Source organism: Paraburkholderia sediminicola (assembly GCF_046030555.1).
Taxonomy (GTDB): Bacteria; Pseudomonadota; Gammaproteobacteria; order Burkholderiales; family Burkholderiaceae; genus Paraburkholderia; species Paraburkholderia sediminicola_E.
The window spans coordinates 307,722-330,990 of the sequence record NZ_JAQQCH010000004.1; the positions used below are offsets into that span (position 1 = coordinate 307,722).

The 23,269-nt window shown below is 61.0% G+C and carries 21 protein-coding genes and 2 pseudogenes; 8 read left to right on the forward strand and 15 right to left on the reverse strand.

All coding sequences use genetic code 11. The features are described from left to right. Positions 1-54: 54 nt before the first annotated feature. From PQQ52_RS09040 to PQQ52_RS09050, 3 genes are all read right to left on the reverse strand, one after another. Positions 55-582 carry an SRPBCC family protein gene (locus PQQ52_RS09040; RefSeq protein ID WP_408209362.1) on the reverse strand — a complete coding sequence of 176 codons (528 nt, stop codon included), beginning with the start codon at positions 580-582 and terminating at the stop codon, positions 55-57. Between the two features lie 61 nt (positions 583-643). Further along, positions 644-1,057 (reverse strand): YciI family protein, encoded by a 414-nt coding sequence (locus PQQ52_RS09045; protein ID WP_408209364.1) that lies wholly within the window; start codon positions 1,055-1,057, stop codon positions 644-646. Positions 1,058-1,210: 153 nt separating this feature from the next. Then, positions 1,211-1,564, reverse strand: a complete 354-nt coding sequence (locus PQQ52_RS09050; RefSeq protein ID WP_408209367.1) for a YciI family protein — start codon at positions 1,562-1,564, stop codon at positions 1,211-1,213. A gap of 263 nt (positions 1,565-1,827) precedes the next feature. On the opposite strand from PQQ52_RS09050, the gene PQQ52_RS09055 reads away from it, so the two are divergent. The 3 genes from PQQ52_RS09055 (at position 1,828) to trpS (ending at position 5,218) form a co-directional block, all read left to right on the forward strand. Continuing rightward, on the forward strand, positions 1,828-1,983 hold the full coding sequence (locus PQQ52_RS09055; protein ID WP_408209605.1) for a glycine zipper 2TM domain-containing protein: 156 nt from the start codon (positions 1,828-1,830) through the stop codon (positions 1,981-1,983). Positions 1,984-2,203: 220 nt separating this feature from the next. Next, positions 2,204-4,165 (forward strand): hypothetical protein, encoded by a 1,962-nt coding sequence (locus PQQ52_RS09060; protein ID WP_408209370.1) that lies wholly within the window; start codon positions 2,204-2,206, stop codon positions 4,163-4,165. Positions 4,166-4,189: 24 nt separating this feature from the next. Next, positions 4,190-5,218 carry a tryptophan--tRNA ligase gene (gene trpS, locus PQQ52_RS09065; protein WP_408209373.1) on the forward strand — a complete coding sequence of 343 codons (1,029 nt, stop codon included), beginning with the start codon at positions 4,190-4,192 and terminating at the stop codon, positions 5,216-5,218. A gap of 186 nt (positions 5,219-5,404) precedes the next feature. Here the strand turns inward: trpS and PQQ52_RS09070 are convergent, their stop codons facing one another. Continuing rightward, complete coding sequence (locus PQQ52_RS09070; protein ID WP_408209376.1) at positions 5,405-5,713, reverse strand: hypothetical protein; 309 nt, start codon at positions 5,711-5,713, stop codon at positions 5,405-5,407. A 91-nt stretch (positions 5,714-5,804) separates the two neighbouring features. Between PQQ52_RS09070 and PQQ52_RS09075 the strand changes: the two are divergent. Next, a pseudogene (locus PQQ52_RS09075) lies at positions 5,805-5,909 on the forward strand (amino acid ABC transporter substrate-binding protein); the annotation flags it as partial. 104 nt (positions 5,910-6,013) lie between these two features. Here PQQ52_RS09075 and PQQ52_RS09080 read toward each other — a convergent pair. Beyond that, a complete protein-coding gene (locus PQQ52_RS09080; protein ID WP_408209378.1) occupies positions 6,014-6,487 on the reverse strand; it encodes a hypothetical protein in 474 nt (157 codons plus the stop codon). A 917-nt stretch (positions 6,488-7,404) separates the two neighbouring features. Between PQQ52_RS09080 and PQQ52_RS09085 the strand changes: the two genes are divergently transcribed. Further along, positions 7,405-7,878, forward strand: coding sequence for a GNAT family N-acetyltransferase (locus PQQ52_RS09085; protein WP_408209381.1), 474 nt, complete (start codon positions 7,405-7,407; stop codon positions 7,876-7,878). Positions 7,879-7,914: 36 nt separating this feature from the next. Beyond that, complete coding sequence (locus tag PQQ52_RS09090) at positions 7,915-8,265, forward strand: DOPA 4,5-dioxygenase family protein (protein ID WP_408209383.1); 351 nt, start codon at positions 7,915-7,917, stop codon at positions 8,263-8,265. A 29-nt stretch (positions 8,266-8,294) separates the two neighbouring features. On the opposite strand, the gene PQQ52_RS09095 is transcribed toward PQQ52_RS09090, so the two are convergent. From PQQ52_RS09095 to PQQ52_RS09115, 5 genes and pseudogenes are all read right to left on the reverse strand, one after another. Further along, positions 8,295-8,609, reverse strand: coding sequence for a high-potential iron-sulfur protein (locus PQQ52_RS09095; RefSeq protein ID WP_408209386.1), 315 nt, complete (start codon positions 8,607-8,609; stop codon positions 8,295-8,297). Positions 8,610-8,638: 29 nt separating this feature from the next. After that, entirely contained in the window at positions 8,639-9,328 is a 690-nt protein-coding gene (locus tag PQQ52_RS09100; RefSeq protein ID WP_408209388.1) for a nitroreductase, read from the reverse strand. A gap of 198 nt (positions 9,329-9,526) precedes the next feature. Continuing rightward, positions 9,527-9,781, reverse strand: a pseudogene (locus PQQ52_RS09105) (PepSY-associated TM helix domain-containing protein); the annotation flags it as partial. Then, positions 9,778-10,461, reverse strand: coding sequence for a Fe2+-dependent dioxygenase (locus PQQ52_RS09110; protein ID WP_408209391.1), 684 nt, complete (start codon positions 10,459-10,461; stop codon positions 9,778-9,780). The gene PQQ52_RS09110 and the pseudogene PQQ52_RS09105, both read right to left, overlap by 4 nt. Before the next feature lie 52 nt (positions 10,462-10,513). Further along, positions 10,514-12,706, reverse strand: coding sequence for a TonB-dependent receptor (locus PQQ52_RS09115; RefSeq protein ID WP_408209393.1), 2,193 nt, complete (start codon positions 12,704-12,706; stop codon positions 10,514-10,516). Positions 12,707-13,295: 589 nt separating this feature from the next. Between PQQ52_RS09115 and PQQ52_RS09120 the strand changes: the two genes are divergently transcribed. After that, positions 13,296-14,291 (forward strand): aldo/keto reductase, encoded by a 996-nt coding sequence (locus PQQ52_RS09120; protein WP_408209396.1) that lies wholly within the window; start codon positions 13,296-13,298, stop codon positions 14,289-14,291. A gap of 83 nt (positions 14,292-14,374) precedes the next feature. On the opposite strand, the gene PQQ52_RS09125 is transcribed toward PQQ52_RS09120, so the two are convergent. From PQQ52_RS09125 to PQQ52_RS09145, 5 genes are all read right to left on the reverse strand, one after another. Continuing rightward, complete coding sequence (locus PQQ52_RS09125; protein WP_408209398.1) at positions 14,375-14,944, reverse strand: YbhB/YbcL family Raf kinase inhibitor-like protein; 570 nt, start codon at positions 14,942-14,944, stop codon at positions 14,375-14,377. A 143-nt stretch (positions 14,945-15,087) separates the two neighbouring features. Continuing rightward, the gene (locus tag PQQ52_RS09130) at positions 15,088-15,888 is read right to left on the reverse strand and encodes an ROK family protein (RefSeq protein ID WP_408209400.1); all 801 of its coding nucleotides are present in this window, start codon (positions 15,886-15,888) and stop codon (positions 15,088-15,090) included. Between the two features lie 35 nt (positions 15,889-15,923). Beyond that, on the reverse strand, positions 15,924-17,525 hold the full coding sequence (zwf, locus tag PQQ52_RS09135) for a glucose-6-phosphate dehydrogenase (protein ID WP_408209403.1): 1,602 nt from the start codon (positions 17,523-17,525) through the stop codon (positions 15,924-15,926). A 162-nt stretch (positions 17,526-17,687) separates the two neighbouring features. Then, a complete protein-coding gene (locus PQQ52_RS09140) occupies positions 17,688-20,501 on the reverse strand; it encodes an MGH1-like glycoside hydrolase domain-containing protein (protein ID WP_408209406.1) in 2,814 nt (937 codons plus the stop codon). Positions 20,502-20,552: 51 nt separating this feature from the next. Further along, complete coding sequence (locus tag PQQ52_RS09145; RefSeq protein ID WP_408209408.1) at positions 20,553-22,727, reverse strand: amylo-alpha-1,6-glucosidase; 2,175 nt, start codon at positions 22,725-22,727, stop codon at positions 20,553-20,555. Between the two features lie 211 nt (positions 22,728-22,938). Here PQQ52_RS09145 and PQQ52_RS09150 point away from each other — a divergent pair, with 211 nt between their 5' ends. After that, positions 22,939-23,247 carry a hypothetical protein gene (locus PQQ52_RS09150; RefSeq protein WP_408209410.1) on the forward strand — a complete coding sequence of 103 codons (309 nt, stop codon included), beginning with the start codon at positions 22,939-22,941 and terminating at the stop codon, positions 23,245-23,247. The last annotated feature ends 22 nt before the right edge of the window (positions 23,248-23,269 follow it).

A 23,269-nucleotide genomic window follows, 5' to 3' on the forward strand; every position in this document is an offset into this window, starting at 1 on the left:
GCTGGGGCAGCGCATTGCGTCGCGATGTGCCGCCCTGGCAGCGATCCAGCGTGCTCAGTTCGCCTCGGCAAGCGTCTTCAGATTGCTCAGGCCATCTTCAAAATCCTTGCCGACCATCTTGTCCATGCTGACGAACACCTGCATCAGCTTCGACAGAAACGGCGCGGGCCCATGCATCGCCCACGTGACTTGCGTTGCGCCCGCCTCCGGCTTCAACTCGAATTCGGCCATGTTATGCGCTTCGAACGGCTTGAGGAAATCGAGCTTCATCGTCACGCTCGACGGCGCCGTCGTATCCACGATCTCCATTTGCCCCACGCCGATCTTTTCGCTTTGCCATCCATAACGCGCGCCCTTCCCGCTTGGCGCGCCGCTATAGGTGCCTTGCGTCGCCGGATCTTTGCGCAGGAATGGATTCCAGCGATTGAATTGATGCATGTCGTCGATCAACGCGTAGACCCGCTCCGGCGGCGCCGCGATGCGCACGCTGCGTTCAATGCGAAAGTTGTCGGGCCGCGTCGCCGCATAGATGAGCAGCAGCGCTACCGCCGCGACGACGGTAATCAGAATGGTTTTGAGCATGACAAGTCCTTTCGATGTAGCCGGATCGACGCCTCGTTCGGCGTTCGGGTCGGCCTCGGGATCAATGTTTGGCCGCGGTCAGTTTATGGGAACGGTCCAGTTCCCCGCCCGGCTCGAAGTCCTCGAGTTCATAGAGTTGCCGCACTTCGATTTCGCCGTCGACCTGCTCGCCGAACGGAGACGGAAACCGTCGCGCCCATTCCATGGCTTCTTCGCGGGAGCGAACCTGAATCAGCGTGTAGCCGGCGATCAGCTCCTTGGTTTCCGCGAACGGACCGTCGAGCACCGTGCGCTTGTCGCCGCTGTAGTGGATGCGCCAGCCTTTCGAACTCGGTTGCAAGCCGGTTGCGTCGAGTAGCACGCCGGCCTTGGCCAGTTCTTCGTGGTAGGTGCCCATCGTAGCCATCAGGGCGTCGTCCGGCCGGCCGCCGGCTTCACTGGCGGCAGTCGCCTTCACTATGATCATGAATCGCATCGCGATCGCTCCTTGGGTGGTGTGGTAGGCGGCGAGCCGTTCTCTGTTTGCTGGCTCCTTACTCACACGACGAGCGATACGCGACCGGATCGACATACTTGTTGTTGGTCCAGGGAAAACCCTAGGCAAATAGTCCCGACGGGGCGAACCCGCTTACAGGAAACACGGTCCGAGCTTGCGGACTTCGACGGTGCACCACGTGGCCGCCGGGCAGGTTTGCGCGATCGCCACCGCTTCTTCACGGGTTTCGCAATCGAGCAGATAGAAGCCGCCGATCATTTCCTTGGCTTCGGCGAACGGGCCGTCGAGCAGTTTCGGCTGTCCGTCGCGCACCTGCACGCGCACAGCGTCACTGGAGGAGGTCAGCGCTTCGGCGGCGACCAGCTTACCGCGCTCCTTGAGGTCGGCTGCGAAACGCAGCATCTGGTCGTAGACCTCGCGCCCGGCCTGTTCGCCGCGTTCGATGCGCTGATTCGGGGGTTCGACGATAAGCAGCATATAGGACATGACGTCTCCGATTTATCGCGCCGTGGACGTGAACGCCAGGCGGGCGTACGACGGCAAAAACGCGCTGACAGTTAGGTAGCGAAAGGCAGTCTAGCAAGCGCGGATGAGTCCAGCAAACCCGTTTCACCGCCCCGGCGCCGATGGCGCGCAAGCCCTACGGACACTCGTAATACAAGCGTGGCATATGGATTGCTCCTCCGCTTGTATGGACACACATCCGAGGTGACATCATGCGAAATCGATCTGGTCTGGGCATCATCGCAATGTTATTGACGCTACTGACATTGACAGCCGGGTGCACGCTTGGCGGCGCGGCGGCGGGCGGCGTTATCGGCAACGAGGCGACCGATCACAGCGCGGTCGGCACGGTGGGCGGCGCGGTAGCCGGCGGGATTATCGGGCACGAATTGGGCAAGTAACTGAAGCGCTGAACTGCTTCCTGACACGCGACACGAAACCGCCGCTTTAAAGTATTCCCCGAGCGCGCTAAAGCTCGTCATGAATTTGCTGTGTATCGATTAATCGCAGTAGATAATCCGGGTTCAATCCGGCGATACTGCGCGGCACACTGAGCCAGGCTCATGGCATAGTTTGCCGGCATAACAAGCGAATCATATAAACAGAGCATCGGGGAAATTCATGCATCGATCTTTAGTGCGCACCGGCGTCGCGGCTGCCGTGGCCTGTGCCTTGATTCAGCTGAGCGGTTGCGGCGGCGGCAGTTCCGGCTCGACGTCATCGAGCACGCCGGCTGTCACGGCCACCTCGGTGAATGGCACCGTCGCCGCCGGTACCGCCGTGGTGGGCGCGAGCGTTACGCTGACCGACGCGACCGGCGCTCAGGCCACCGCAACCACTGATACTCAGGGCGCGTACACGATTTCGGTAAAGGGCATGACCCTGCCGTTCCTGATCGTCGCCGCGGATGCCAGCGGCGTCTCCGGCCCGCTCGTTTCCGTGCTCGCCAGGCTGCCGGGCGGCACGGCACCGGCTGTCGCGAACGTCACGACGCTGACCACCGCGATTGCCGCCATGCTGACGGCCTCGGGCAATCCGATCGACCTCGCGTCCACCACGGCACTGTCCAAGGTGACGCTGCCGTCCGTGCAGATCGCCACCATCACGCTCGACACGATGCTGGCAAAAATCCTCGCGCAGAACGGCATCCAGACGGCGGGCTTCGATCCCATCGGCATGGCCTTTACGCCGAACCACACCGGCGCCGATGCGGTAATCGACGCGGTGTCGGTGGTGTCGGCGGCCAACGGTGGCTTGTTGCTGGTGTCGAACGCGGCGCCAGGCACGACCGTCGCGCTGAACAACCAGACTGCCCAGTCGGTCACACTGGCCGCACCGTCCGCCGCGGCGAATTATCTGGAACCGCTTGCGTCCCTGCTGACTGCCTGCGCGGCGAGTGGCACGCTTAACACGTCATGCTCGCCGGCAATCGACACGACGTTCCTCGAAAACGGTTCGTCCGATCTGGCCGTTGGCCACGGTCTGACCGATGCGAACTTGAGTGGCGCCGTGTTCGGTTCGCCGAAGACGCTCGCGTTCTTCACGCGCAATGGCAAGCAGCTTGCGCTCGTACAGTTGCCGGTCACGCTGGCGAGCGGCGCAGCAGCGGGTGTGCTCTACACTATCGCGCAACAGCTCCCCACGCCCGTCACGCTCACCAACGGCACGCAGCTCGGCTGGGATCTGATCGGCAATCAGTCGCAATTTGCTGTTTCGATCATGTCGCAAATCCAGCGTCGCACCTTCCTCGACACGAAGCTGAACGATGTGAACCGTTACGAGTCGGGTCTCACGATTGCGATTCCGACCGCTTCGAATCCAACGGTATATTCGGCTTCCGTCACGGGACCCGGACTTGCTGCGCCGGTCTGGCTGATGCAGCGAAATGCGCTCGGCAGCAGCACGCTGGGCTTGTCGGATCTGACGATGAGCGCGGCACCGGTCTCGCCCGCTATCACCAATAGCAACACGTCGCTGTATCGCTGGTCATGGCAATCGTTGTCGTCGACCGCGAACTTCACGCCGACGGCTTCGAGCGGCGACTACTCGGCGCAGTCGATCGACGCCAGCACCGTGCCGCTCTACGCGACCTATACCGTGACGTTCTACGACAAGACCGGCGCACAGCTTGGCCAGTCATCGATCATCAATCCGGGCAGCCCGTTGAACGCGGCGGCGGGCAGCACGGTCGCATGGCCGACGTTGCTGCCGGACTTCGCGACGCAATTCCTGACACCGGGCGGCTCGCTGGCGAGCGCGCAGTACGCGATGAGCGTGACGTGGTCGAGCCTCGTGAACGGACAGAATCTCGCCTATCCGGTCACGTCCGTACAGATTCAGGCTTACCCCGGAACTGCCACCGGTTCGACGACGGAAGTGGATGGGTTCTCGACCGGCGCACCGAACAACACCACGTTTGGTCAGTATCAAACGACGGTCTATGCGGGCGTCAATGCCCTGGGCGTGCAGACTTGCGCGAACTGCCCGTTCCCGGCGTTGACGTCGGGTGGTTCGCGGCTCGTGCAGTTGAGTGGTGGGCGTAATGGGACCGCGTACTTCGATATTACGAAGTACAACGATTAGAACCAGGTAAACGGATATTTGACCATGTCGCACGCATCCAGATCTGAAAAACAACCTGTCATTCTCACCGGAGATCGCACCACCGGCCCGCTTCACCTGGGCCATTACATCGGCTCGTTGCGCTCGCGCGTGCAACTCCAGCACGAAGCGCAGCAATTCCTCCTGCTTGCCGACGCGCAGGCCATGACCGATAACGTCGGTCGGCACCAGAAGGTCACTGAAAACGTCATCGAGGTGGCGCTCGACTATCTCGCGGTCGGCATCGATCCGGCGAAATCGACCATCTTTATCCAGTCGCAAGTGCCGGAGCTGGCGGAACTGACTCAGTATCTGCTCAACCTTGTGACGGTCGCGCGCCTCGAACGCAACCCGACTATCAAGGCGGAAATCGTGCTTCGCGGTTTCGAGCGGGATATCCCCGCCGGCTTCCTGATGTATCCGGTCAGCCAGGCCGCCGACATCACTGCGTTCAAGGCGACCCGCGTACCTGTTGGTGACGACCAGTTGCCGATGATTGAACAAACCAATGAACTGGTGCGCCGTTTCAACTACACGGTCGACAAGCAGGTGCTGGTGGAATGCGAAGCGGTGCTCTCGCACGTGGCGCGGCTGCCCGGCATCGATGGCAAAACCAAGATGAGCAAGTCACTGGGCAACGCTATTACGCTGGGCGCGAGCCCGGACGACATCACCAAGGCGGTGAACAACATGTACACCGACCCTAAGCATCTGCGCGTCAGCGACCCAGGCCAGGTCGAAGGCAACGTTGTGTTCGCGTTTCTCGACGCGTTCGAGCCGGACGTGCCGATGGTCGACGAACTCAAAGCGCACTATCGCCGCGGTGGTCTTGGCGACAGCGTGGTCAAGCGCGCGCTCAACGACCGTCTGCAGGCGATGCTCGCACCCATTCGCACACGCCGCCTCGAGTTGGCCACTGATCGTGCGGAGGTACTGAATGTTTTGCGTCGCGGGACCCTGCGCGCGCGGGAAGTAGCAGGTGCGACGGTATCGGAGGTGAAAGGTGCGCTCGGTTTGAACTACTTTCAAGACTGAGCGGCCGGTAGTCTTCGGCGCTTCCTGACACCATGGTGCTGATGGAAAATTTCATTGCATCTTTCTGGATGCTCGCAATAACACTTGCGCCCAGTGTAGGTGTTCGCGGACTCGCTCCCTGTCCGGAGCGTATGTCATCCGGAGGCAGGGGACCCTCTGGCTCGCCAAAGCGTGCCGCAGCGCCTTTCACCTTGCAGGCAAAAGCGACCGTGCCTGCTCAAGAAGCGCGTGCGAGGCCAGAAATTCGTTACGCCCCGCCATCGTAAGCGCAGCCTGCGCAGTAAGAGCGAACAGCTCGTCATTCGACACCGCGACCGCCTCCAAACCAGAACCAACCTGGTCGTATCGGCGAAAGAACGCGAGCATTTCGAACGCGTCGAACCGGCGGTCCTGCGGACCGGCCTTGGCTAAAAGCTCGGCCGCAGCGGCCAGTTGTCGAGCCGCCGCGAGGAAATCAGAGGGCTCCATGACATCAACCTCCTTATAAATCACCATCGCCGTATGTTCGTGGAGTTTAGCCCAGGTCTTTGACAGCGCCGGAGATGCAGCGCGCGGGCACTAAAGGGATGCGGTTCGGCCGGATTAGTGGTTCATGACGCCGGTGCCGCCGAAAAACATCAACTTCGATTTCCCGATGAGTGACGCCATGCACAAGCTCTATGTGTCACCGAACCACAAGGCTTTCGATTAAGGAAATGAACACTGAAATAGCAAAACGCCCCATGCGGGGCGTTTTTCGTTTCAGCGTGCTCGCGTAGATTTGCGCGTTCCCGACATGAAAAACAGACGTGGGTTTTAAACCACCGCTTCGACGATCGCTTGCGTATGGGCAGATCTCATCAGCCCTTCGATCATCTTCGCTTCCGCGTTCGCGATCTCGCTCAACGACGCGACGGATAGTTGCCCATCCAGAATCGCCAGCCCTGTGCAAAGGCGGGCGTATTCGCTGTCCTCGAGAATCCAGCCGCCGTCGTGATGCTCACGCGCGTCGAGCTGCACCATCGCCGCATGGGCGCTTTCGATATCGGCAAGAACGTCTTCGCCAAGACCGAGACGCGCCAACTCTTGCGACACCAGCAAATGCCGGCTCAGAGTTAGGTGCAAATCCCGTGAGCCTTGCCGGCGCCGGAATGCATCGAGGGCGGTGTAGCACTGCAGGAGCATCGCCGCGGTGACCGGCTCGTGGGCGGTGCGGCTAAAGGTCAGCGCCCGCAATAGCGGGGACATGGCCGGCTGGGTGTGCTTGCGGACTCGCGATTTACTGGACATATCGATTCAACCTCCTTCGCTAACTCTCGGCTTTGCCACCGAATGCTGTGCTCTCCGGTGGCAAACGCCGCCGATGTGCCGGCGGCTTGACAGGCCCCTAACGTGAGTCTGTATAACCATCATGGCAAGCAACTATTAAGACAGACTTAAACGAACCAAAGTCTCGATTGCGGGGCATCTCGCCATGCCCGAGCAGATTTTCCGCTAGGGCGCACCCGACATGCAACGCTGCCATATAAGTTCGGACCGGCTAAATACAAGTCGCATTTGCCGCACTAACGAAAAAAAACCCTGTTCCCGCGAGGGAACAGGGCCAGACAGGATGGAAGAGCCGTACAGGCGCGTGGATGCTTGCCGGCCTTATAACCATCACAAACTAATAAAGCTGTTGCTACCTGAACTGCTACTGCCTTACAGCTCGGTCCCTCGTATTCAACCTCACCTCGCTGCAACCCCTGCTGATTCGCGCGCATAGTTGCTTTGATCGCGCGCTATGTATTGCTTCGACTTCCTACTGCTTTACCGCCCTGCCACGTCGGACAACCGCGGCAAACTGCCATCAACGGTACGGTTCAAAACAACGCGGGGGAAGACCGCGTCGATGGGCGCGGTGACTTGTCGCTCCATGGAAAACAGTTTATGTGAGCGCGCCCAAATGCAATTGCGCGAAAGGAGGGGAATTGGCAGCCCAGTTCGCTGAATCAGCCCAGCGGGGCGATTTCGTCAGATGTGAGCCGGGAAAAGATACGCGCGGCCACACGTCATCCGGCCCGATTACTCCGTCTCATAGCGTCCACGCGTGCGTCGAGCAATGCAGTTGAGAGGCCAGCGCACAGGCGCGTGGTAAAAAAGCGCTGCAGCCGCGACAATTCACGACCATTCTTACTAACCACCCGCGCACTGGAAAAGCTACCAGCATGTCTGCTCAAGAACCTTCCCTTACCCTGCGTCCGGTGCTAGCCGCGGACGAGCCCTTTCTGTTCGAATTGCGCAAAGCCACCATGACGGAGCACCTGACGCGTGTCGGCGAATCCGCTGACGATGCCGAGCATCGCGCGCGTCTGCTGCATCGTTACGACGCGGCACAGGTGATTTGTATCGATGGTGCGCCGGCCGGTTTGCTGAAAGCGCATCGTACCGAGAACGAATGGGTCGTCGTGCAATTGCAGATTGCGCCGACGCATCAAGGGCGTGGCATCGGCGAGCGGGCCCTGCGGACGGTCTTGCTGGCCGCGCAGGCCGAGGCGTTGCCGGTTACGCTCAAGGTGCTCAAAGGCAACCCCGCCAGGCGCCTGTACGAACGCCTCGGCTTCAAGACCGTCGGCGAAGATGAAATACAGTTTCACATGAGATGCGCGCCGAGCGCGGCGGCGGAAATTCAAGCAGAATGAACGACTGATACAGAGCGACACGCAATGGACCCTGTTATGACCTTTCGCGACACCTCAGCGATCGAAAGCTGGCACGCTCACGTTTATTTCGATTCAGGCAGTCGCGACGCCGCGTGGGCCTTTCGCGAGCAAATCGAAGCGCATTGGAACGGCAAACTGCAAATGGGCCGCTTCCACGAGCGTCCAGTCGGGCCGCATCCAATGTGGTCGTATCAACTCGCCTTCACGCAGGAGCAATTCGCCGACCTCGTCGGCTGGCTCACGCTGAATCACGGCGCGCTCGATATTTTTCTCCATCCGAATACCGGTGATGCCTTGCGCGACCACCGCGACGCAGCGGTGTGGATTGGCCACTCGCACGACCTCGTGCTGAGCGCCTTGAACTGATCCATACCGGCGCGCGGCCGCGTGCCCGGTCAGATATTCGAATACGAACTGCACCAGCCGCGCGCCGCGACCTGCTTGTCGCCGAACAACGTACAGCCGCCGTAGGCGTCGGTGGTCTTGCCCTGGAACAGCGAGCAGTTGCCGCAGGTTTGTCCGGCGGCGTAATCGGGGAATTTCGCCTTGTCGACACCGGATGCGTCCTCTTTGTAGCCGACGGCTTGCGCCTTCGGATCGGCTTCGCTCAGTTTGTTCGCGGTGTCGGCGGCGAACACGGCGCGGGGCAGCAGGAGTGATGAGCTCACGCCCACGCTGAGCATCAGGAAATTGCGGCGCGAAGTTTTCATGGTGGTCCGATGGGGAATAGTGACGCTCGTCAATCGATAAACCGCGCGAACCGTTCAACCGGTTCCCGGTCGGTCCGCAGCGTGTTGACCTGTGCGTTTTCGTCGGCGAAACCGAGCGACATGCCGCACACCAGTTGCTCCTCGCCCGGCAGCCCAAGATGCTCGGCAATCACGCGATGAAACGGCGTGAACGCAGCTTGCGGACAGGTATCGAGGCCACGGCCGCGCGCCGCCGTCATGATCGCTTGCAGGAACATGCCGTAATCGAGCCAGCTGCCGCGCTCCATCACCCGCTCGATCGTAAAGAACAAGCCGACCGGTGCGCCGAAGAACCGGTAGTTCTGCGCATGCTGTTCGTGCATACGCGCCTTGTCGCCTTTCTGGATACCCAACAGGCCGTACAGATCCCAGCCGATCTTGCGGCGGCGGTCGATATAGGGCGACACCCATTCATGCGGGTAATAGCGATATTCTTCCTGATACAGCGTGTCGCGCTGCGGGTCGTCATACGCCGCGACCAGAGCCTGCGACAGGCGCGCCAGCGACTCGCCCGTCACCACGTACACTTTCCACGGCTGAGTATTGGTGCCGGAGGGCGCCCGGCTAGCGGCTTCGAGAATCGCTTCGATATCGGTGCGCGCAACCGGCGTGGGCAGAAAGGCGCGAATCGAACGCCGCGACATCAGCGCGGCGTCGACTTGGTTGACAGGTGTGGTCATCAGCGAAATCCCGGCAGAGCCAACAGTTTGGCGGTCTGCGAAGATTCTAGCGCGAGCGGTGGGTTTTCCGCTTGCAGGCTTGCAGGCTTGCAGGCTTGCAGCGCGGTTTTAAATCAACCCCATGCAGACGGCGGCGACGATCGACCCTATCACCAGCACCGCGCCAACCGTCTTGCGTGTGTTCAGTTCCGTCCAAAGCGGCTCCCCGCTCGACACTTTGAGCGGCCCGCCCCGATGATTCAGGAAAAAGCCCGTGGGGCCGAGCAGCAAACCCAGCGCCGCGCCCCACAAGCCGATCCAGCCGTGCACTTGGCGCAACCACTTGACGAAGGTCGCGCGGCGCGAGCGCTGCTGCCGTGCTTTCAGTTCACTGCGGTCGAGCCGATACGGTTCGCTCGCCGCGACGTCGATTGCCGCAGCCGGACGCGCTTCAATAGCCTCGGGTACGCTCACGTTTCGCTCCAGGTACGCAACAGGTTGTGATAGCAGCCGACCAGACTGCGGCGCGCAGCGTCGTCGGCATGTGTGGCGTTCAGACGTTGAATCGCCGTGTCCATATCGAATAGCAAAGCGCGCTGCGTGTCGCTGCGCACGAGGCTTTGCACCCAGAAGAAACTGGCAAGACGCGCGCCGCGTGTGACCGGCGTGACCTGATGCAGACTGGTGGCCGGATAGACAATCATGTCGCCCGCCGGCAGCTTGACCTGTTGCACGCCGTAAGTGTCTTCGATAACGAGTTCGCCGCCGTCGTATTCGTTCGGTTCGGAGATGAACAGCGTCACTGAGACATCCGTGCGCAGCTTCACGCCGTTGGGCAGCACACGCACCGCACCGTCGACGTGACTGCCGAATTCCATGCCGCCTTCGTAACGATTGAAGAGCGGCGGGTACACCTGATTCGGCAACACCGCGCTAATGAATAACGGGTTGCGTTCGATCGACGCGAGAATCACGTCGCCGATCTCTCGCACGAGCGGCGAATGCTCGGCGATCTGCTGATTGCGTTTGACCGGCGCGCCCTGGTAACCGGCGGTCGCACGGCCGTCAACCCATGCTTCGCCGGCGCTGTCGAGCCGCTCGCGCACGAAGCGCAACTGCTCGGCGTTCAGTACATTCGGAATGTGCAGCAACATGTTGGGTTTCCTTAGCGTGCTTCCTGGGCGCGGCGTCCGGTCGAACGCGACATCAGAAGCGGTAGTCGAGTGTCGCCAGCAGCGTGCGTCCAATGCCCGGCACTGAACGGCCACCGTCCGAGGGAATCAGCGCGTCGTAGTACTGCTTGTTGGTGAGGTTCAGCAGATTCAGACGGACGTCGTATTGCTTCGCGTGATACGCGGCGGTCGCGTCCCAGCGCGTGTAGCCCGGCACCTGCACGTAGTTCGCATTCGACGCGTAGCGTGGCGACATATAGGTCGGACCGCCGCCGATTTCCCAGTGCGGTGTGATCGCGTAGGTGGTCCAGAGCGTCAGCGTGTTGCGCGGCGTGTTGGCCGGCACATGTCCCTGGGTTCCGTCGAGTGCCTTCAGGATCACGGCGTCCATATACGTATAGCCGCCGAACACCTGCCACTTGTCGGTGATGTGTCCAGTGACACCGGACTGGAAACCATCGACGCGAACGTCGCCGTCGAGTTCATACTCGGTCGGCGAAACTTGCGTGCGGGCGTTGGTCATCTCTTCGCGGAAGAACGCGGAGTTCACCGAAATATTGCCGCCGAACAGATCCCATTTGCCGCCTACTTCATACGATCGAGTCGACTCCGGCGCGAGGTTCTGCGTCAGGTTGGTGACCGTCAACGCTTCAAGCGAAGGATCGAACGAGGTGCCGTACGACACGTAGTACGACTGCCAGTCGGTCGGCTGGTAAATCACGCCGGCGCGCACACTGGTAAAGAAGTTGGTCTGACTCGCGTAATTCGGCAGGCTGATCGAGTTGTGGATCTGCGCCTGGAAGCGGTCCCAACGCAAACCGCCGATCACCTTCCAGTGTTGACCGAGCGACACGGTGTCGTTGAGGTAGGCCGCGATTTCGTTCGACCCGGAATCCGCGTAGTTGCCGACTGTCGTGGTCACACCCGCGGGCGACGACAGATAAGCCGGATTCACCATCGAAACAACCGGCAAATTGTTGCGCGTGTATGCCTGGTTCGAATAACTGTCGTGGCCGAGTTCGATGCCAGCGATCAGGTCATGCTTGACCGGGCCGGTGTCGAACTTGTATTCGAGCATCGTGTCGTTGTACAGCGAATGGTTTTCGATCACACGGTCGTGACTCTGCAACTTGATGAACAGTTGCGACGGCGACAGCGTCGTGTAATTGCCGTTGGTGAGCGCCGTGCTGGTGGCGAGCGGGCCCGTCAACACGGACTGCGGCGCGGTTTCGCGCGCATCGGTCAGTGAATGCGAAAACTGCGTCTGGTTGCTCAGCGTGAGACTGTCGGAGAACCTGTGTTTGATCGCGGCGGTGAAGGTTTGCACGTCCTGGATCGTACGGTCGGTGGTCAGACCGTAAAAGGTGTTCTTCGGCACGGGCGAAGGATGTCCGTTCAACGCCTGCACGCCGTAGTCAGGCATGTCGTAGTTGTGCTGAATCAGCGCGGAGATCGTCACTTCGGTCGGCGTACCAATGCCGAAGCGCACTTCCGGTGCGACGCCGTAGTCCTTGTTCTTCATCACATCGCGCGTCGAACCCAGACTTTGGCCGAACGCGCTCAGGCGAATCGCCGAGGTATCCGTCAGCTTATGGTTCACGTCGACAGTGGTGCGATAGCGGTCGTCGGTACCGACCATGGTCGAGACTTCCGCTGAATCTTTCAGGTTCGCTTTCTTGCTGACCTGGTTGATCACGCCGCCGGTCGAGCCACGGCCGAACAGCATCGACGACGGACCGTACAGCACGTCGAGTTCCTCGAGGTCGAAGGTGTCGCGATAGTACTGGTTGCGATCGCGGAAGCCGTCCAGATAGATGTCGTTCTGTGCGGTAAAGCCACGCAGGTTGATGTTGTTGCCGATCTGACCGCCTTCGGCCGCGCCGATCGTCACGCCCGGCGCATTGCGCAATGCATCCTGGAACGACGTGGCGCCTTGCGAGGCCAGCACGGATTTATTGATGACTGTGACGGTCTGCGGAATGTCGCGCAACGCCGTGGGCGTCTTCGCGCCGACGCTCGAGCGTTCTGCCTGGAAGTCCTGTTGTTCGGCTTGCCCCGCGACGCCGATGGTCGGCAAGGTCGCGTTGTCGGCTGCTGCGCCCGTCGCCGCGTTTTGAGCCGACGACTGCGACGCGGATTGCGGAGCGGTCTGCGCTTCGGCGGGCGTGGCGAATGGAACGGCAAAAGCTAACGCTAACGCAGTCGCAAGCGGCGTGTGATTGAACATGGGAAATCCCGTCGGAAGTGCGTTTGTCAGCTCCGCATGCTCGACATGGGATCGATGACAAAGTCGCATTTGGCTGGCTGCCTGTCTCCTGCTTGGCGCGAAGACGACGGGATGGCTGGCTGGTGGTTAAATGAGAATCGCTATCATTCCACACGCATAAAGTCGCATCAATCGCGCCAAACCTTACCGGGCGTAATCGAATTATTTCCGTTTTTTACTAACGTATGGAATATGTAATTCCACTGTTCCATCGTTAGCTATACATTACAAATTTGTAATATCCAGCCGCACCTTGCAGGACGATTGTGGCTATTCGTTAGATGAATAAACCGGCAGGCGTATGTCTGAGATAAGCGCGTCAACTTCTGCCAATTGATGATGGAGTCGACGTCCCGCCCCAAGCAATGGGGCCCCAGCGGCGAGGGCATTGCCACTCGCGCCTATCAATTGAGCAGCAGGACAAACTTTCTAAATGCTGACGGTTTGTCAACCCTGAATGCGCCGGCGGCCAAACACGAAATCGCCACACCGTTTATCCTTTTTGCAACACCGCATACCGCAACTGTTCCGTCCATCTTCGGAGTTGACCATGCAATACCGCAAATTCGGCCGCACCGGCCTGACCGTCTCGCGCCTGTGTCTGGGGACGATGACCTTCGGCCTACAGACTGAAGAAGACGTTTCGCATCGCATTCTCGACACGGCGGCGGATGCCGGCGTGAACTTCATCGACACCGCCAATGTTTACCCGCTCGGCGGCGGCGAGAGCATTGCCGGGCGCACGGAGGAGATCGTCGGACGGTGGCTGAAGGGCAAACGCGACCGCTTCATTCTGGCGACGAAGGCGGTGGGCAAGATGGGGCCGTCGGCATGGGACCAAGGCGCATCGCGCAAGCATCTGCTGGATGCGGTCGATGCCTCCCTACGGCGGCTCGGCACGGATTACGTGGACCTGTACCAACTCCATTCCGATGATGCGAATACCCCGCTCGATGAGACGCTGGAGGCACTGGACGTGATCGTCCGATCTGGCAAGGCGCGCTATATCGGCGTGTCGAATTTCCTCGCCTATCGGCTGGCGCGGGCATTGGGTCGCGCTGACGTATTGCGCGTGTCGCGGTTCGTATCCGTGCAGCCGCGGTATAACTTGTTGTTCCGGCAGATCGAGCGTGAGTTGTTACCTTTGGCGGCCGAAGAGCAATTAGCCGTGATGCCCTATAACCCGCTGGCGGGAGGCTTGCTGACGGGTAAGCATCGGATGGATGCCGCGCCGGCGTCCGGGCGATTTACCGATGTCGTCGGGAAGGCCGGGGCGATGTACCAGGAACGGTATTGGCATAAGCGCGAGTTCGAAACGATCGAGAAGTTGAAGGCGATCGCTGCGCCGACTGGCGAGTCGTTGACTCGGGTTTCTCTTGCGTGGGTGTTGGCGAATCCGCTGATTACATCGGCGATTATCGGCGCCAGTCGCGCTGAGCAGTTGAGCGACACGCTCGCGGCTTCAGAGCTTGTGCTCGACGCGCAAGTCAAGGCGCAGCTTGATGAAGTAACTTTTGAATATCGATGGGGTGACGCAGCCAGGTAATGTGCTGCCTTTAAGTGCCGTCTTTAAGTGCTGCCTTTGACGGCGGCCGCGGTTAGCCGGCCGCCGCCGCAAAGGCGGAACAATCACCGTCCGTATCGCAGCACCGTGCTGGTCGCAGCAAGCACATGATCCTTCATTGCTGCCAGCAACGCGTCCCGTGTCAGTCCTGCCGGCAATGCGTCGGGCGGTAAATCAAGCGCATAAATCTGCGCGACATAATGATGCGGCACCTCGCCGACCGGCGGGCATGGCCCGTAATATCCGGGGCCGCCAGTCCGGTTCGTGCCGCCCACGCTGCCGGCCGGCGGCGTAGCACCGGCACCCAGCCCGGTCGCCGAAGGCGCAACGCCATATACCACCCAGTGCACGATCCCCAGTCCCTTGGCGCCGTCCGGATCGAAAATAGTAATCGCGTAACTCTTCGTGCCGGCTGGCGCATTTCGCCATTGCAGAGCGGGCGACACATTCCCGCCACCGCAGTTATTCGCGCTCGCCGCGTGGCTCGAATCCAGCGTGCCGCCGTCAGCCAACCCCGGCGACGACAGCGCGAATGCATCCGCCGCGCGGGCTGCAGCCGCAGAAAAAGTCAGCACGGCACACAAGCCGACACATAACAGGCCCCGTGCAACCCCAGCGTTTTCGCTTCGAGTCATTGTGAGTCGCCCCCGGCTATAAGTTAGCTAACCTGAAAAAAGGCCGTAGCGCAGCAAACACGCGCCACGGTCGTTAATGGCAAACGTATCGACCGAGTGCTTTATTCCGCCGACGAGCAACAAATCCATCGGCGAATCACATATCACTTGAACGGGCCGGTCCGCTTATTGGCTTCCGGCAACTGCCGCGTCTCACGCAAAGACTTCGGATGCCACAGGCGTGCGCCGCCTTCAATCCCCGCATCGTTCGATACCGTCGCGACGTTCGCGGGCAACTTGATCGTCAGCCGCGCCGCGTTGCCACCGCCAATCCACAGCTTGTCGTAGTTCACCAGCGAATCAAGAATCCCGATCACCTTCTGGACCCGGCGATTCCAGCGCTTATTTCCTGCCTTGTCGCGTGCCGCGTCGCCGATGTACTCGTCATACGCCACCCCCTTCTTGCTGACCGGATGATGCGCAAGCTCGAGGTGGGGCATCAACTCGCCATCGCGGAACAGCGCCGTGCCCGCGCCCGTGCCGAGCGTCAGCACGAGTTCGATTCCATGGCCCTGGATGGCGGCAAAGCCCTGCATCTCCGCATCGTTGATCATCCGCACCGGCAAACCACCGAGGCGCTGCGCCAGCGAATCCGCTAGCGGAACGTCGTGCCAGCCTTCAACGCCAAAGTGCGGCGCCGTGAGAATGCGGTTGTTGCGCACCACGCCAGGAAAACCGATCGACATGAGCGTGGGCGGCTCCTTTTCGACAAGCGGCTCGACCAGCTTCACCAACGCATCCACCAGTTGATCCGGCGTGCACGGATGCGGCGTCGCCACACGCAAACGCTCGGTTTTCATCTGTCCGTCTGCATCGATGATCGCGGCTTTCAAGCCTGTGCCACCGACATCGATCGCCAGAATCCGCTCGGTACTGCTTTTTACTTTCGTCTTACGTGTGGCCACGGTGTCCCCCGATTGTGTTGGTGCATCTCATGGAGTTACTTCTTTTCGACGGCATTCTTTTGCAAAGGCCGCCACGCGTGGCCGTTGCGTGCAAGCAGTGCATCCGCTTCCGCAGGGCCTTCGCTACCGGCGGCGTAACCGCGTACCGGCATCGCGCCGCCGGTCTTCGGATGCAGTACGTCATCTACTGCGGCCCAGCTCGTTTCAATGCTGTCCGCTCGCTGGAACAGTGTCTCGTCGCCGAGCATGCAGTCGTACAGCAAAGTCTCGTAGCCAACGTTGGCCTGTTCCGCGAAGAAGTCCGCATAGTCGAATGACGATTGCACCGCGCCGATCTGCATCACCGGCCCTGGCGTTTTGACATTGAAGTCGAAACTCGTGCCGTGCGCGGGATCAATGCGCAAAGTCAGCACATTCGGCGTCAGTGCGTCGACCGGTGTGTCGCGGAACAGGCGGAACGGCACCGGCTTCAGTTGCACCGAGATCTCCGTGCGGCGCGCAGCCAGCCGCTTACCGGTGCGCAGATAGAACGGCACACCTGCCCAACGCCAGTTCTCGACGTGCACGCGTGCGGCGGCGTAGGTTTCGGTCGTGCTGCCCGGCGCGACGTCCGGTTCCTCGCGATAACCGATGCCCGCCGGACCCTTTTCGTATTGACCGAAGACGACGTCGTCAGCGGTCAGCGGCTGGATCGCGTCGAAGATTTCAGCCTTCTTGTCGCGCACGGCTTCGGCATCGAACGAATTGGGCGGTTCCATCGCGACCATGCCGAGCAACTGGAACAGGTGGTTCGGCAGCATGTCGCGGAACGCGCCGGTCTGCTCATAGAACTTGCCGCGCCCCTCCACGCCGATCGTTTCGGCCGCGGTGATCTGCACGCTATCGATATATTCGCGCCGCCAGATCGGTTCGAATAAGGCATTCGCAAAACGCACCGCGAGAATGCTCTGCACGGTGTCCTTACCGAGGAAGTGATCGATGCGATACACCTGCGACTCGTCCGCGTAGGACAGAATATGCGCGTTCAGATCGCGCGCTGACGCGAGATCGGTGCCGAACGGCTTCTCGATCACGATGCGGCGGAATCCGCCACTGTCACCCTCGCCTTCTTTCAGCAAGCCTGCTTTACCCAGATGCTCGACGATCGGTTTGAAAAAGCGCGAGCTGACCGCCAGGTAAAAAATAACGTTACCGCCCGGCGATTGATCGAGCTTCTGCTTGAGCTTCGTGAAGGTGTCGTCGGTTTCAAACTCGCCGGCCATGTATTCGAGCCGTTGTGCGACCCAGTCCCACGCTTTGTCGTCGAGCTTGCCGGCGTGGAAGGTGCTGGCTTTGTCGGCGGCGAACTGTTGCAGCGACTTGTGCAAGTCGTCACGCCATTCGCTCGTCTCGCGCTCGCCGTGATTCACGCCAATGATCTTCATGCCACCGTCGAGCAGGCCATCCACAGCAAGGTTGTAGAGCGCCGGCATCAGTAGCCGTTTAGTCAGGTCGCCGCCCGCACCGAAGATCACCAGCGTGCAAGGTGGCGCAGGCCGCTTGCCGGCCGGCGACGGCGGCGCATCATGCGGGCTCGCGCTGACTTTGCAACTGGGTTCGGGGCTGGCGGACGTTGAGGTGTTCGGAGTAGTCGACATGGGATTCGCTTAAGGAAGCCAATGGAACGGACGTGGCGGTACATGAAAGACCACGCTTGAACCCACACAGTTCAAAAACGGGCACTAAACCTGCCCTCCGCGCTGTATGGCTTATGTAACCTCGCGCGGGTAAGTCGCTACTGACTGCCTGGTCACGGCTCGCTACTTGCTCACCGTCGCTGTCAGCGCCGGCGCAGGTTCGGACGCGGACTCGGGTGGACACGCTGGCGCGGGCGCTGGCGCGGAAGTCGCCGCAGGCATGGGCGCCCGGTCCGGCTCGCCTGCCAGCGGCACATTCCCCGATGCTGCCATCGCCCTCGGTTGCAGGAGCAACGCCACCAGCCCGGTCCAGCCGGTTTGATGCGATGCGCCCACACCACGCCCGTTGTCGCCATGAAAATACTCATGAAACAGCACGAGATCGCGCGAACGTGGGTCGGCCTGCAATAGCGGATACGCACCCATCACCGGACGTTCGCCGTTTTTGTCCTTCAGGAACAGCGTGGTTGCCCGGCGCGCCAGGTCGTCGCCGATTTCTCTGAGCGAGAGCTTCTGCCCCGAGCCGGTCGGATACTCGACGCGGAAATCGTCGCCGTAATAGCGATGAAATTCGTACAGCGATTCGATCAGCAGATAGTTCACCGGCATCCACACCGGACCGCGCCAGTTCGAATTGCCGCCGAACACGCGTGTGTCGGACTCGGCCGGCAGATACTTGACGGTAACGCTGGTGCCGTTGTGGTTGAACACGAACGGGTTGTCGCGATGGAATCGTGACAGCGCCCGCACGCCGTGATCGGAGAGAAATTCGCTTTCGTCGAGCGCACGGCGCAGCAACGCTTTCATCCGATGCCCACGCAACAGCGAGAGCAGAAGCGCATTGCCCTTGCCGGGCTCATTCCAGCGCGACACCAGCTTCGCCAGATCGGGCCGATGTTCGAGGAACCAGACGAGCCGCTCGCGCAGACCGGGCAAGCTGCCATGCAAACGTTCTTCGAGAACATGCACGGCGAACAGCGGAATCAGGCCGACGATCGAGCGCAGGCGCATCGGGATATTGCTGCCGTCGGGCAAGCGCAGTTTGTCGTAGAAGAACTCGTCTTCGGTATCCCATAGGCCGGTATCGCAATCGTCGTCGCAACTCACAGCCTCGGCGATATACAGGAAGTGCTCGAAAAACTTCACGCCGATATCGACGAACACGTGGTTTGCATACGCGAGTTCGAGCGCGATCCGCATCAGGTCGAGCGCGTATGCGGCCATCCATGCGGTACCGTCGGCCTGATCGATATGACCGCCGGTCGGCAGCGGCGACGAGCGGTCGAAGATGCCGACGTTGTCCAGCCCAAGAAAACCGCCCTGAAAAACGTTGCGGCCGTCCGCATCCTTGCGGTTCACCCACCACGTGAAATTCAACAGCAGCTTGTGGAAGACGAGTTCCAGAAAATCGCGGTCCGCGTTGCCGGTCAGCGCACGGTCGATTTCATAGACGCGCCACGCAGCCCAGGCATGCACAGGCGGGTTCGCGTCGCCGAGCGCCCATTCATAGGCGGGCAGCTGGCCGTTGGGATGCTGATAACGGTCCTTCACCAATAGCAGCAATTGACGTTTGGCAAACGTTGGATCGATCAGCGCGAACGCGGTTGCGTGAAACGCCAGGTCCCATGACGCGTACCACGGGTATTCCCACTTGTCGGGCATCGACACGATGTCCGCGTTGCACAGATGCCGCCACTCCGAATTGCGGCCGCGTTTGCGCGACTCGGGCGGCTTGGGTTGCAGCGGATCGCCTTCGAGCCAGCGCTGCACGTCGTACTGGTAGTACTGCTTGGACCACAGCATGCCGGCGAGCGCCTGACGCTGCACGAGGCGGGCGTCGGGATCGGCAATCTCGTGCTGCAGTGCGCCATAGAATTCATCGGCCTCAGCGATACGGTGAGCGAACACCGCATCGGCGTCGAGTTGCGCGTCATCGGGGCTCGACTGCGGACGCCAGCGCATGTACACCACGGCGCGGCCATACGGACCGAGTTCAATCGCCGCGTGCGCGGCCGCCTTGGTGCCGGCGTCGCGGCGTACCGCCTGTTCGTCGCCGTGTACGAGATAATCGTTGAAGCCGTCCTTGAACGGCCCGGTGCCATCCATGTTGAACAGGCGCTTGACGTTGGTGTCGTTTTCGCAAAACAGCCACGTGATCTGCGGCGTGTCTTTCGACCACGCCGTCACGACGATCGGCTCATGGCCGTGCTGCCGCCCCACCACCTGGGCTTCACCGTTGCGGTCTTTGCCGGCGACGAGCGATGGCTTGTCCTTGTTCTCCTTCCACGACCATGAATTGCGCGCCCAGATCTGCGGCAGCACATCGAGCGAGGCCGCCTGGTCCGCGCGATTCTCGATCGTTACGCGCATCAGGATGTCGTCGGGCGCATGTTTCGCGTATTCGACCTGCACGTCGAAGTAACGCAAATCGTCGAACACGCCGGTATCGAGGATCTCGTATTCAGGCATGTCGCCGCCGCGCCGCCCGTTTTCCTGCACCAGGTCGTCGTACGGAAAGGCGGCATGCGGGTATTTGTAGAGCATCCGCATGTACGAATGCGTAGGCGTACCGTCGACGTAGAAATACAGCTCCTTCACGTCCTCGCCATGATTGCCCTGCGCGTTGGTAACACCGAACAGGCGCTCCTTCAGGATCGCGTCTTTGCGATTCCACAGCGCGAGCGACACGCACCAGCTGAGTTTGTCGTCGCCGAAACCGGCAATGCCGTCTTCGCCCCAACGGTAGGCGCGGCTGCGCGCATGGTCGTGTGGAAAGTTGTCCCAGGCGGTGCCGTCCGGGCTGTAATCCTCGCGCACCGTGCCCCACTGACGCTCGCTGAGATGCGGCCCCCAGCGCTGCCAATGGGCGCAATCGGCGGAATGCAGGCGTGAACCTTCAATAGTGGCGAGCAGATTGGCAGCGCGCAGCGGTGGCATGACTACGTCCTTGCGTCGGGCCTGGCGGCGGGACTCACATCGTAGCGCGGTTTAAGCGGCGACGGACTCCAACCGGGCAAGCAGGTTTTCAATGCGTAGCAACTCCCCCAGCGACCACGCCTGAAACGGCGTGCCGGCGGGCGTGTGCGGCGCATCGCCATCGGCTATCTCGGAGAGATGGTCGAGGCCGGCGTGATCGAGATGCGCGTACAGAGGGTCGAGGAAGCGCGCTTTGGCTTGTGCATGGGCGTCCGCTTCGGCGCCGTGAACCCGTAGCCATGCTTCGACGAACGGACCTAACAGCCATGGCCAGACCGTACCCTGATGATAGGCGCCATCGCGCTCCAGCGGCGGACCGCCGTAGTGCCCGCGGTAGGCCGGATCAGACGGGGCGAGTGTTCGGAGGCCGAGTGGCGTGAGCAACTGCGCTTCGACCTGATCGACCACCGCGCGCGCCGCCGCGCCTTCGAGTAACGGAAACGGCAGGCCGCCTACGGCAAAGATCTGATTCGGGCGGATCGACCGGTCCACTGCGCCTTTGACGAAATCCACGTCGACGTTGTCGACGAGCGCTTGTGTCGACGGATCGGTAAAGCGGTCATGAAACGCTCGCGACGCGCGTTCCGCAGGCTGCTGCCATTGCGGGTTCCACGTTGCTGCAATGCGCAATGCGTTGATCCAGAGCGCCTGCACTTCCACGGGCTTGCCGATGCGCGGCGTGACCACCCAGTCGCCGACCTTTGCATCCATCCACGTCAGTTGCACGCCGGAGGTGCCGGCGCTCAGGAGGCCGTCGTCGATGGATGCCTTGATATTGAAGCGCGTGCCGTTCGTGTAGCCGGTGAGAATGGCTTCGGCTGCCTGCTGCAGGCGCGTTCGGGTGTCGGCCTTCGGGTGGTTCGTCGCCAGATAGTCGTGGACGGCGATGATGAACCATAACGATGCATCGACGGAGTTGAATTCCGGGGTGTCGCCGTAGTCGGGGAAGCGGTTCGGCAGCATGCCTTCGGATAACGTACCCGACCATTCGAGCAGGATCGCTTCGGCTTCAGCAAGGCGGCCCGTTGCAATCAGCAAGCCGCGCATGGCGATGAACGTGTCGCGACCCCAATCGGTGAACCATGGGAAGCCGGCGAGAATCGTGCGGCCTTCGTTACGCACTGCGACGTAGGCGTCGGCGGAACGCTGCAGGCGTGCGCCGAGCGCGCTGCGGCGCTGCTGTTCGATGCGCGCGAGTTCAGTTGCGTGGGCGGCGGGTTGTCTGCTTGTCGAGGCCGTTGCCCGAGCCGCGGCGGCGTTCGCGTCTGCCGGCTTCGTTGGAAGGGCGGCGGTGCCTGTTGAGTCAGCTGCATAGGAGGCTGTCTTCGTTCCGGCCCGGTCTGTCGCCGAAGCCGATGCCGATGCCGATGCCGATGCCGAAACCGAAACCGAAACCGAAACCGATGCTGATGCTGATGCTGATGCTGATGCCGACGCTGATGATGCGATCGATGCACTAAGGATCATCACCGCTTCGCCATCGGCCAGATTGAAATTGAACACACCGGGCGTGGCGAGGTCTTCGCTGAAATCGAGGCCACGCTCGCGCTCGCGAACGTAGCAGAAGTTTCGGTACCAATCAGGCGCGTGCGTGTAGATGCCATTGGTCGCCGCATTGATGACCGGCAGATCGCCGTAGGGCTGCCAGCTCACACAGGCCTGATTGCCGCTTGTCTGCGCGTTGAAGTTGAACGCGGGGTTTTCGTGGTGCAGCGCGTGATAGTCACGACCGGAAAGCAACGGCCTCACCTTCAGGATGAACGCGCCCGCGCCAGATGCCGCTTCTGAATCTTCCAGCCGCCAACGCAGAACCGTTTCGCGCGTCGCCTTGCTCACGAACACATCGGCCGTCAGTGTCTTCTGCGAATCGAGCTGGAGACGCCACGTCGGCCATGGCTCCGTGGTGAACGCGAGAAGATTCGCGGTCAGATCCGGATAGATCACGTCCGGCATGTATCGCTGCATGCTCAATGGATAACGCTTGCCGTCGGCTTCGAGCCAGGCCTCGACGCCGTTGACGAGCACCACACGCCCGCCAGGTGCGCGCGTGGCGCTGAGCAGCAACGCGTGGTACCGGCGCGTGCGCAGCGTGCCGACGGTTCCCGATGCGAAACCGCCAAAGCCGTCTGCTTCGAGCCATTCGTCTTCGAGACGCGTGATGTCGAAAGGTCTTTCGATGCGTGTCATGAACTTACCGCAGTACGCAAAGCCGCAAATCTTTCGGTGTGCCTGGGCTTCAACCGTATGGCACTAACGTGACCATTCTCCTGCTTACTGCTTTCCATTTCCTTTCTAACAACTGACATTGCGACGCAAGTTTAAACACTCGCAAACGTTTCACAATTATTTCTTGAAAGGACTGGAGACTGCATCCGCCATCACGAAACTGGATGCGGACATGAAAAGAGATGCACGCCTGGCTACCCTCGTTTTTGTTGCACTCGCAACTTTCGCGTTGAGCGGTTGTGGCGCGGACGACTCCGCGTCAATATCCTCGTCGCCGAGCGCGGCCAATAGCGATACCGCGCAAAACTCAGCCATCAATCCGGCGTCCGACATGCTCAACGCATCAGCGCCACTCGCAGCCGGCCCTGCGGCAGCGTCCGACGCGATCACACAAAACGTGCAAGCCAGCCTGGCCGCCGACAACCAGCAAGTCGCGCCCGTGATGCATTACGCACCGGGCGACAACGCCAATAGCAACTGACCTGATTCCACCGGCGCGCGAG